The sequence below is a fragment of the Streptococcus oralis genome, assembly GCF_026782085.1.
Lineage (GTDB): Bacteria > Bacillota > Bacilli > Lactobacillales > Streptococcaceae > Streptococcus > Streptococcus oralis_DA.
The window spans coordinates 158,801-171,293 of the sequence record NZ_JAKUVW010000001.1 but is presented as its reverse complement, the minus strand read 5'-3'; the positions used below and the strand labels follow the sequence as shown (position 1 = coordinate 171,293).

The following is a 12,493-nucleotide window of genomic DNA, read 5'->3' as shown; positions in this document are numbered from 1 at the left end:
TCCGCTCCATTGATGGTTTCTGATGCCTTGTCATAAGACTTAAAGCTCCATGTACCCTCTGCCGTCTTCACTTCTGTTTGGCTTGGTTGTGTTGGCGTTACTTGAGTACCATTAGACAAGTTCTTTTCTGTTGCTGGAAGCAGGTCTTTCACTTCTTGTGGAAGTTCTTTGCCTGGGGTTCCACTCACAAACTCATGATGTTTTTCATAAAGGAGGGCCGTGCTTACCTGATTAGAAGGAGCTGATAAATTATCAACATGCAATGTTACAGTATTGTCAATCTTTCCAGAACCTTTTTCTTCTACTTTTTTGTTTGTAGTAGTATTATAAGTTACAATAATTTCAGCAGAAGAATTTGCTTTTATGTATTCAGGTGTCATTTTAACAGTAACTATTTGACCTGACTTCTCAATCGTATAGTCACGTCCTTCTTGCAGAGTCACTCCACCTGATTCCACTTTAAGTCCTTGATAATTAAGGCGCTCATCAAATTTCTGAACCATTTCGATAGATGAAGGCGTTGCTAAAATGTCCTTACCTGGAACCGGAACTTTAAACGTAGCTTTATAGGTTACATCTTGTCCCTCCTTAGCTGGAATCTCTGTAGGATCCACTGCTAGAACAGGGCTCGGATCAATTTTTTCAATATAAAGACCAAAGACGGCCGAAGCAACCTCTGTTGATGAGTAACCAAAATTCATACTATTACTATTTGATCGAAGGGCAAAACCAGAGATATTGTTCTCAGAATAGCTACCGCTTGTAATCTGAGTTGCTACCCAAGCAGTTCGATCTCCTTGATCTTCCTGTCTTAAGACATTGGCATTATTCATCAAACGAAGATTAACATCATTTTGATAATCCTTAACATAGAAGGTTTCCTTCAAGTTGTTGGCATCCATTGCATCGATGTCTGTTGGCTTCATAACCAACTTCAAATCTGTCTCGGAACCATCTGCATAACGCAACTCTGCTGTTACATCCGCATCAAGCCAAAAAGCCTTATTCATAATGTAGTCATGAGCTGCATCTACATAGGGAACATTCCCAATTTCAAAAGCATTATTTTCCCACAATTCTGAAATAGAGAAAAATTCAACAGTAGATTTTTGAGCACTATTCATCTCAGATTCTGCCTGAGCAGTGTTTAGATAGTGAAGAGTTACCTTATTGAATTTTAAGTAAGCATCTACTTGCTTACCATTAACTGTCCCAATATTTGTGAATTTTAGAGAAAGAGGATTTTCAAAAACTTGATCCTGTTTTTTACTTTTATCTACTTTAAGAGTAAAGTTCTCCATCTCGCCTGGATAGGCACCACCCCAGAGATATTCATAGTGGGGATTCGATAAATGAAACTGATCAACAGCCTGTGATTTAGATAAAACACTAAAATTGTTGATGTTCAAATTAAACTTACGAATATCCAAGGTTGAGATATCCGTTCCGTTTTTTATTTCTTCTAAAGCCGCATAAGATTGAAGCGGAATAAGAAAAATAGAAAAAAGTAAAACGACTAGTCCGAGAAAAGCCTGTTTTTTTCTACTGAAAATAGTAGAAAAAGGCATTCTCATGCGATATTTCCATTTCATAATGTACCTCCAAAACTAAAAATGATTGTTTAATCATTTCAAAAGAAATATTCATCTCATTTTAACACAAAAAAAGGGCAATTAAAAGTAGATTATAGATAAAAATTTATTATTTTGTATTTCCAGATTGTCAATTTTTGGTGAGAATAATTAAAATATAAAAATTTTAGAAAAGGCGTTTACACCATGTGAATAACTGTTTTATAGTTAATCCTATTATCACTCTATGAGTTTCATAACGTACTCAAGCCACACATAAACATTAATATATTTAATTTTTTATAAAGAAAGAACCCAAGAATAAATTCTGGGTTCTTTTTAGTATTTCTCGTACAAAAGATACTTTTGTATATTAGAGAGCCTTAGTCCTTCTTACGAACGACAAAGCCTACTAGACCGGCGATAAATAAACCAATCATTGAAAGAAGACTGGTAGAAGCTGTACCTGTGCTTGGTAGAACTTTCTTATCTTGGCTTGCAGTTTCTTCTTTCTTAGTGCTTCCAGATTGGTTCCCTGTTGTTGCAGTATCATTCTTATTACCGTTGGTTGTTGTAGAAGCTACTTTCTTAGTTCCAACTTCAACAATCTCATCTACTGCTGGAGTAGTGATTGTGTTTGATTTCTCAACACGACCTGTTTCAACGCCATCTGTGTAAGTCACTGTATAAACAATGGTGCGAACACCCTTCTTACCAGCAGCTTTCACTTGACGACTGCCTTCTGGAAGGTCTGCGTTCTGCACTTCTTTGACTTGGAAAGCAACTTCTTCTGTCTTCGTTTCTTCCTTAGTCGTTACAACTGGGGCTACTACTTTCTTAGTTCCAACTTCAACAACTTCATCTACTGCTGGAGTGGTGATTGTGTTGGATTTCTCAACACGACCTGTTTCAACGCCGTCTGTGTAGGTAACTGTGTAAACAATGGTGCGAACACCCTTCTTACCAGCTGTCTTCACTTGACGACTTCCTTCTGGAAGATCTGGATTTGTTACTTCCTTAGTTTGGAAAGCAACTTCTTCTGTCTTGGTTTCTTCCTTAGTCGTTACAACTGGGGCTACTGCTTTCTTAGTTCCAATTTCGACAACTTCGTCTACTGCTGGAGTAGTGATTGTGTTTGATTTCACCTCGCGACCTGTTTCAACGCCGTCTGTGTAAGTCACTGTTTCAACAATGGTACGAACACCCTTTTGACCAGCTGTCTTCACTCGGCGAACACCTTCAGCTAAGAGTGCATTTTCAACCTCACGAGTCTGGAAGGAAACTTCTTCAGTTTTGGTTACTTCCTTAGTCGTTACAACAGCTTTTGAACCGGTATAAGTAATCTTGTTTTTGGCTGCTTTCTTGGTCTTGCGTGAAACTTCTTTACGAGATTTTTCAACACCATCCACTTTTGTCACTTCATAAGTGACTTCATCGATACCTTCTTCACCTTCTTCAACACGCGTTTGACCTTTATCCAGTGCTGGGTCTACTTTCGTTTCTTCTTTGAAAGCAACTTTTTCCTCCACAGTCACTGTTTCTTTGGTTTCAACACCTGTTTTCTTAGTTCCAACTTCGATGATTTCTTCTACTGGTTCTTTAATTACTGTTTGGCTCTTTCTATCACGTTTTTTCTCAACGCCATTTACCAAAGTAACATCCCAAACAACTTTCTTCTGACCTTTTTCTCCCGCTTGTTTTACCTTTCGAGTACCTTCAGCGAGGTCTGCATTGTTTTCTGTCCGAGATGGGTAAGGAATCTCCTCAGTAGTTGTGACTTCTTGATGTTCTTCTTTTAAATCTCCCCCAGTGAGAAGTGCCTCAGCCTTAGCTTTTAAAGAATTGTAGTGAGCTTCAAGCGCCGCAAAACTTTTTTGACCTTCTGGACTCTTCATTGCTTTCTTTGCAGTCTCAAAAAAATTCTTTGCTTCTTCTACATCACCCTCTAGGAGTTCTTTGTTCTCCTCTTCTGGATTATCTGTATAATCCTTAATTGAAGATTCTATATTATTGAGCATTCTTTTGAACGTATTTGCAATGTTTCGCTCTTGTCCGTCTGGAATTTCTTCATCTTCTGCCGGAGTTTCCTCTGCATGCACTGTTGGAATTCGATACAAGTCAGGAGCTACATGATAAGTTGCTACTCCAAGAGCATTTAAAGCAAGTATAGAAATTCCTAACTTTAATAATTTTTTTCTACTCATTATTTTTTCCCTTAACACTTTCAATATACAGTAAGGAGAAGAGTAAATTTTTCTACTCTCCTCTTACTATATGGTACTAACGTTCAGCTTTACGCTTCCAAACTAGAAGTCCTGCAAGTCCTGCAGCAAGAGCTGCAACTACTTCAAGAACTGTAGAAACTTCAGAACCTGTATTTGGCAATGTTTTACCTGGTTCTGTTGGTTTTTTCGGAATATCCCCCTCTGCTGGTGGGATATTTGGAGCTGGTGGCGTTACCGGAACCGGTGGTGTCACCACAACCTTGTTGGTAGTTTTTGATTTATCGTTAAAGCTTACTTTTGCCGTATTTGGTACACCTATCGCGAATTGTGCAAAATCTGTTCCTTCTCTGAAGTTGGTATAAAGAACGAGAGTTACTTTACTTCCCTTCAAGGCTTCAAGAACATCCTTATCGCTGATTTCAAGAGTTACAATGTTTTTAGCTTCATCGTAAGTAACAGTGGCAATTGTTTCCAACTCTTTACCTACTAATTCACTACGATCATTTGAAACCTTACTCAATTTATCAATAGCTGCTTGAAGCTTAGTTTGAGCTTCTTTTAGTTTCTTGATTTCATTTTCGAGTTTCTCTTGTTGTTGTTTCTTATCAGCTGGTGCCAATTCTGCTTCTTTCTGAGCTGGTGCTTGAAGTTTAGCCAAGTTTTCTTCAGCTGCTTTCAACTCTGCCTCTAGGCTTGCAAGATTTTGACTTGTTTCGGTGTCAGCAGGTTTCTTATCTTCTGTTGCAGAAGAATCAGATGTAGCTGGAGTAGCCGGCGTTTCCACTTCAGCTGGTTTAGCTGGTTGCGCTGCCTTAGCTGCTTCCAACTTCGCTTTCAATTCAGCCACTTTAGCTTCCGCCGCTTTTAGGTCTTCCTTCTTGTTATTCTCTGTTGAGGTCTCATCAGTTGATTTACCTGTCAAAGCTTTCAGTTCCTTCTCTGCCTGTTCAACTTGGGCTTGAAGAGCCGCTTTGAGCTTGTCAAACTGAGCATTTTCAACTTTAAGAGCGATGCGGTCTTTATTGACTTTCAAAACTGAATGGATTTCATCACCGATCATGAAGTTCGTCAAATCTGTCTTGACAAGACGACCATATTGATCTTTCTTGGCATTTCCATTTTCATCCACTGGATCCGTTGGAACCGGAGTAGTGATATCGAAGCGGAAAGTATCTGTTGCATTTGGCAAGTTGTATAAAGTCCCTGGTGTTGATCCATTTTCTGGTCCAACTGTCTTAGCAGGTTCACCTGGTGTCGGATCTGTTGGTTTTTCTGGGTCACGTGGTTTCACCGTTACCGGTTTTAATTCCTTGCTGCCAGATTGACCATTGGCATCCTTGAAGTTGACAGTTGCTTTGTTTGGTACCAATTGGTCCTTATAAGCTTTCAAATCGCTATTCGCTTTGAGTTTAGCTGGGATGTACAATTGAATCTCTTTGAAGCCTTTTAGTCGAGCGAAATCTTTCACTTTTACAGTGACAGTGTTTCCTTCAACACTTGTTTCAAGAGCTCCATTTGCATCACGACCGTCCACATAGGCTACTGGCGTATCAGCGATTGCCAAGACAGATTCGAGTTTATCCGTTACGGTGAACTCTTTGTACTTATCAATATCTTTTGGCAAAGCTGTATTGACATTGTACATGTAAGGTGCATCGTATTCGACATCCAAGTGGTCCAAGGTACGGTTGATTTTCTTCGTAATTTCTGGTTCTGGTTCTTTTGGAACGATAACCGGAACTTTATTCGAATCTTTGTGTAGCCCTGGTCTATGTGGAATGTTTGCATCATAAGAAGCCGTATTTGGAACAGTGAATCCACGATCTGTTAGATATGGAGTCAAATCAGCTCCCGCTTTAATCTTCGCAGTGAAGCTCAATTCCACAGCTTGACCGCCATTGGCTTTCACTTGGTCTTCTGTAAGCGTCAAGGTAATGGTTTGACCTTCTACCTTGATTTGACTTACATCAAGGGCTTGACCATTCAAGCTCGCTTTTACTGAACCTGCATAATCAAGAACAGATTCAAGTGTATCGCTTACACTGAAGGCTGTCGCATCTGTTGGGACACTTGTTTTCACGTTGTAAGTGAAAATTTGGTCACGATCAGCGAGGATTTCCTCAGCTTTAGCATTCACATCTTTCTTGATTTCTGGCTCTTCTGGTGTTGGTGGCGTTACTGGGACTTCATTAGAGTCTTTCGTAAAGCCTGGTTTGTTTGGAAGATCTGCCTTGTAAGCTGCCTTGTTAGGAACTTTCACAGTCTTATCTTCTGTTACATAATCAGACAAGTTAGCACCCGCTTTGATCTTAGCGTCGAAAGTTAATTCAACAGCTTGACCAGCACTTGTTTTAGCTTGTTCTTCTGTAAGCGTCAAGGTAATGGTTTGACCTTCTACCTTGATTTGGCTAGCGTCAAGAGCTTGACCATTCAATTTAGCACTTGAAGTTCCTGCGAACTCAAGAACATCCACTAGTGTATCCGTTACCGCGAAGGCTGTCGCATCTTGCGCTACTGTTGTTTTCACGTTGTAAGTGAAGACTTGGTCACGTTTGTCAAGAGTTTCAGCTTCTTTGCCGTTCACATCTTTCTTGATTTCTGGCTCTTCTGGTGTCGGTGGCGTTACTGGAACTTCATTGGAATCCTTAGTGAAGCCTGGCTTGTTTGGAAGATCTACCTTGTAAGCTGCCTTGTTCGGAACCTTGATTGACTTATCTTCTGTTACATAATCAGACAAGTTCGCGCCGGCTTTGATCTTGGCGTCGAATGTTAATTCAACGGCTTGACCGCCATTAGCTTTCACTTGTTCTTCTGTAAGCGTCAAGGTAATGGTTTGACCTTCTACCTTGATTTGACTGGCATCAAGAGCTTGACCATTCAATTTAGCACTTGAAGTTCCTGCGAATTCAAGAACGTCTACGAGTGTATCTGTGACTGCGAAGGCTGTCGCATCTTGCGCTACACTTGTTTTCACGTTGTAAGTGAAGACTTGGTCGCGTTTGTCAAGAGTTTCAGCTTCTTTGCCATTCACATCTTTCTTGATTTCTGGCTCTTCTGGTGTTGGAGGCGTTACTGGGACTTCGTTCGAATCCTTAGTGAAGCCTGGTTTATTTGGAAGATCCGCCTTGTAAGCTGCCTTGTTCGGAACCTTGATTGACTTATCTTCTGTTACATACGCAGACAAGTTCGCACCCGCTTTGATCTTCGCGTCGAATGTTAATTCAACTGCTTGACCGCCATTGGCTTTCACTTGTTCTTCTGTAAGCGTCAAGGTAATGGTTTGACCTTCTACCTTGATTTGGCTAGCGTCAAGCGCTTGACCATTCAATTTAGCACTTGAAGTTCCTGCGAATTCAAGAACGTCTACGAGTGTATCTGTGACTGCGAAGGCTGTCGCATCTTGCGCTACACTTGTTTTCACATTATAGGTGAAGACTTGATCGCGTTTGTCAAGAGTTTCAGCTTCTTTGCCGTTCACATCTTTCTTGATTTCTGGCTCTTCTGGTGTTGGAGGCGTTACTGGAACTTCGTTCGAGTCCTTGTGTACATCTGGTTTGTGTGGGAAGCTTGCGTCATAAGAAGCCTTATTCGGAATCTGTGTACGGCCGTCTTCCTTCACATACGCAGACAAGTTCGCACCCGCTTTGATCTTCGCGTCGAATGTTAATTCAACTGCTTGACCGCCATTGGCTTTTACTTGTTCTTCTGTAAGCGTCAAGGTAATGGTTTGACCTTCTACCTTGATTTGGCTAGCATCAAGCGCTTGACCATTCAATTTAGCACTTGAAGTTCCTGCGAATTCAAGAACATCTTCGATCTTATCGGTTACGCTGAAGGCTGTCGCATCTTGCGCTACTGTTGTTTTCACGTTGTATGTGAAGACTTCATCACGTTTTGCGAGGGTTTCTTCTGCCTTGCCGTTCACATCCTTCTTGATCTCTGGCTCGTCTGGTGTTGGAGGCGTTACTGGGACTTCGTTCGAATCCTTGTGATATTTCGGATTGTGATCGATGTCGTAAGAAGCCTTATTCGGAATCTCTGTCTTACCATCTTTATTCACATAAGCTGATAAGTTGGCATTATCTCTGATTTTAGCCTTGAAGTTTACTTCAATAGTCTTACCTGCATCTGCTTTGACAGAAGCTTCTGTAAAGGCAACTTTGATGACTTGACCAGAAAGTGTCACTGTCGCCTTCGATCCTGCATCCTCACCATCAAGTTTAACAGTGGCTGAAGCATTCTCACCAACAAATTCTAGAACTTCTTTCAACTCGTCTGTCATCTCAAACACAGTTGCGCTGGCAGGCATTGTTGTTTTCAAAGTATAAGTAAACTCTTCATTACGTTTTGCAAGATCATAACGTTCTGCTCCGTTTACTTCCTTCTTAAGCTCTGGAGTAGTGGTTGGTGGTGGTGTAACGGTAACTGGTTTTGATTCTTTCTTAGAATCAGGATTATCATTAATGATGTAGCTAGCAGTATTTGGTACTACCGGCTTGTCTTTTGATTCATTTGGATAAGCCGCTAAGAGTGCATCAAAGGTAATGCCTTCCTTCACCTTAGCCTTAAATGAAACTTGTACAGCTTTACCAGCATATTGTTTCACTTGCTCTTTACCAAATGTGACCGTCAAACGTTGACCTTCTGTTGTTACAGTGAGGTCTTGAACAGCTTGGCCATCAACAGTGACCGTTGCTTCTCCTTCAAATGCCAATTCTTTGACGATATCATCTGAAATGGTGAAGCTATCTGCCACATGTGGAACCGTTGAGTCAATCGTATAAGTAAAGATTTCTGATAACTTACCAAGATCTGCGTGTTCCTGACCATTCACCTTCTTCGTGATTGGTGGTGGTGTAACAGTGACCGGCTTGGTTTCTTTCTCACCTTGTTGGTCATTCTTGTTGGTGTAAGTAATCTTAGCTTTGTTCTCAATAGATGGAACAGTTGAGCCTTTCTTCACTTTGGCATGAATCACGAGTTCTACTTCTTGGTTACCGTAGTCACCCGCATTCGCAAAATCTTTCATCGTTGCAGTCACGGTTTGACCTTGAACTGTTACATCGAAGAATTTCGCTGCCGCTCCCTTGATTTCAGCTTGACCTGGAGTCAAGTTCTCATCCAAGGTATCCGTTACAACGAAAGACTTGTACGTTGTAATATCATTTGGCAATTTCGCTTTGATATTATAAGTAAAGTCGGTTTCCGCACCGATTGTTGCCTCTGTCAGTGTTTCGTTGATTTTCTTATCAACACCTGGTTCTGATGGAGGGGTTACGGTGACAGGTTTCGTTTCTTTTTCTCCGCTATGATCGTTCTTATCTGTGAAGCTGAACTTCGCAGTATTTGGAATGTTGATACGACTCACTCCATCATTGATCTTAGCCGGAATAATCAATTCCACTTCTTGACCAGCAAGAGCTGTAGCGTTCGCAAAGTCCTTCATCGTTGCAGTCACGGTTTGACCCTCAACTGTTACATCGAAGAAGGCTGCAGCTGCTCCTTTGATAACTGGTTTGCTTGAAGTTTCATTGATAACTGACAAATCTCCTTCAAGTGTATCTGTAATCACAAATTTCTTGTAATCTGTAATATCTGTTGGAAGTTTTGTCTTAATGTTGTAGTTATACGCTTGACCTGTCGCGATATCTAAGTGATCAAGGGTTTCATTGATCTTCTTCGTTACAGGAGGTGGCGTTACGGTGACAGGTTTCGATTCAACTTCTTTCTCTACATTATTCTCATTTGTAAAGGAAATAGAAGCCTTGTTTTCAATGGTTGTACCTGTCACATCATTTTTAACTTTTGCAGGAATGACTAGTTCAACAGTTGAGTATTTTGCAAGTTCACCAAACTGACCATCCTTCACCGTTGCCGTAATCTCTTGGCCATTGGTGTGGATATCAAAGAGGGCCGCTGCAGAACCTTTAATACTTACGTCGCCTGCAAGTTCCAAATTAGCATCCAGTGTATCACGAATCACAAATTTCTTGTAATTGGCAACATCACTTGGTACTGCTGTTGTAATGTTGTAGTTGTATGGTTGCCCATCAAACGTTTGGAAGCTATCCAAGTTCTCATTAATCTTCTTATCAATAGAAGGTTCTTGTGGTTTTGGTGGGGTAACCGTTACTTTATTCGATGTTTTCTTGATATCATTCAAGGCAACATCTGCCGTGTTAGGTACTTTAATTTGACCATCTTCCTTATATTTAGAAAGGTCAGCACCCGGACGAATCTTAGCCTTGAAGGTCAATTCAAGGTATTGAACATCTTTAGTTTTACGACGCGTTACCTTACGTGAGATTTTTTCAAGTTGAGTTTTATCAAGAGTCAGTGAAACAGTTTGACCTTCAACTTTTGTAGCAGTTTTCAACTCAGTATTATCTTTTTCACCAAGTTTTACATTCAAGCTATCTGCCTGAACTTCCAACTCTGAAACAACTGTATCCGTAAGGCTGAATGTATCTGCAATGCCTGGCCATGGAACAGTCACCTTGTACTCGAAGAGTTCTTCTTCTTTCTTAAGATTTTCATGTTCCTTATCATTGACCTTCTTTGTAACTTCTGTCTCGACTGGTGGTTTGACATAGACTGGGTTTGAGCGTCGAATTGTACTTGGTTTGTCAGCTGTTTTAGCATGGTTACTTGGATCAGGATTATTATCCTCACCATTCCACATGATATTACCCTGGTTCAGCAAACCGAAACCATCATTATCCTGAAGAAGGGCCATAAATTCTTTGCTCGCTTGATTATTGCGATATTGCTCCTTCAAGCGAACGGTAATGGTCATTTTAGCTTTTTGAAGCACTAAGTATTCATAACCATTCACACTTGGTACATCAGCAACAACAACATCACGTTCGTTTCCGAGATCGTCATTTTGTTTCACTACACGAGTCAAGATTTGACCTTGTGGTCCAGAAGCATGATGACCTACAACTTCTAAACGATAGTCAAGAGGGTCAGTCAGCATAACATTTTTCTTGAACTCATATGGAGCGTTGTTGAAGTTGTAATCTACTGTATAAGTAAATGTTTCATCTTTGGCAGACAAGTTCGCTGCATAGGATGGTTTTTTGGTTAATTGAAGCGGATCTTCAATAGTACCAGTATCATTGCTTTGATCTTGGTCTGCAATTTTCTTGGTGGCACTTGGGTAACAGTATTCAAGTTTTTGAACTTCTACAGTTTCTTTCGAACCACCGATTGTTTCAGTCGCAAAATCACCAACTTTAAATTTACCAGTCAACTCAGGAATTGGAACTGTCTCCTTAACTGGTTTGTAGTCTGCAGGAGGGTCTTGCTCATCATCCTCATCAACTTGTTCAGCATGTGCTTCCTTACTCAAATCATAGTCAAACTTGTTGTTTCCTGGATTAAAGACACTCTCTGGAACAGAGATTGTAACCTTGTCTCCTTCTTGAACAATCTTACCACGAATTTCTTTCTTCGAATCGGTAACCTTTGATACAATCTTCTTACCATTGATTCGAACTGCATCTACCTTATATCCTGGAGTAACTTCAAACTCACCTTTGATATCTTCTTTAACCAGAGCAGCACCAACAGATTCTAGAACTCGACTTGAGAATTTATTGATATCGCTTTGTTCATTAACATAGAAGGAAACATCTTTTCCATTGATATTTTTAGCTGGAGAAGCCATCCCCTCTAATGCTTCATGGAAAATCTCTTGGACACTTCGGTTATCCCCTATATCAAAATATTTTGAATAACCTTCTTTATATGTGTCATAGTACTGAGCTTTGGAATTCGCAAAGATTGTTACGTCTTCCCAGAAACCAACTACTACTGTTCCTTCAGAACCAACAACATTTTTAAGTCTTGTAGATGCTTCCTTAACCTCTTTCACACGCCCTAAAACGTTTTGAGACGCCTCTGTTAGTTCATTAAAATTCCATGCACGTGTAAGAATATTGTTCCGATAGTCACTGTACTCTAGACGAACCTTACCATCAGGGTCACGTTTCCCATTGGCAACACCATCCGTAATCAAAAGAAAGATAGTTTTACGACCATTAGCCATATTCCCTTTTCTTTCATTATATTGAGCAATGACATCGTCAATAGCTGGAACAGTTGGTGTTCCTCCCGCTACTTTAATATTATTAATGAATTGATGGATATCATTTTGGTCAGAAGACAAGTTACTTGCCTTGTATTTGTAATCATAGTCAGGTCCCCAACTACCATAAACATCTTTACGGCCTGTAAAATCGTTATTGTAGTAGTAGTTGTATCCATCTGCACCTTGGAAGGTCGCCATCATAACCCGGTCTGATGTATCTGGATTATCAGTCTTAACCAAACGTGGGTTATTTTCATCATACTCTTCTTCCTTCACAAATGTCGTCAGAGTTTTTAAAGCATTCTGGACATTTGGAATGGTGTTCTTAAATGATCCACTCGCATCCTGCAAGATTACCAAATCCACTGGTTTTCTAGGCAGGCGCCAGCTAATTTTTTCCGTTTTTTCAATTTTACGGGAACATCCATTTTGTGTTATCTTTGTATTTCCACCTACTTCAATAGTACTACCGCCTTCATTTGCTGCAGCGCTACCAAGTAGCTGTCCCATTAAGGCTAATGGAACAGATAAGAATAAAATGATAAACAATATGGAGACCTTTTTAATGAAATCTCTCATTGCTATTTCTGAAATCCTATTGT

The 12,493-nt window shown here is 40.3% G+C and carries 3 protein-coding genes; all 3 read right to left on the bottom strand.

What is annotated here, in order from left to right; all coding sequences use genetic code 11:
- On the bottom strand, nt 1-1,592 hold a 1,592-nt coding region (locus MK395_RS00785), incomplete at its 3' end, for an Sgo0707 family adhesin (RefSeq protein WP_412079839.1).
- A gap of 362 nt (nt 1,593-1,954) precedes the next feature.
- A complete protein-coding gene (locus tag MK395_RS00780) occupies nt 1,955-3,775 on the bottom strand; it encodes a G5 domain-containing protein (RefSeq protein WP_125418537.1) in 1,821 nt (606 codons plus the stop codon).
- 76 nt (nt 3,776-3,851) lie between these two features.
- On the bottom strand, nt 3,852-12,470 hold the full coding sequence (padA, locus tag MK395_RS00775; RefSeq protein WP_268711077.1) for an LPXTG-anchored isopeptide-forming adhesin PadA: 8,619 nt from the start codon (nt 12,468-12,470) through the stop codon (nt 3,852-3,854).
- Nucleotides 12,471-12,493: the final 23 nt, after the last annotated feature.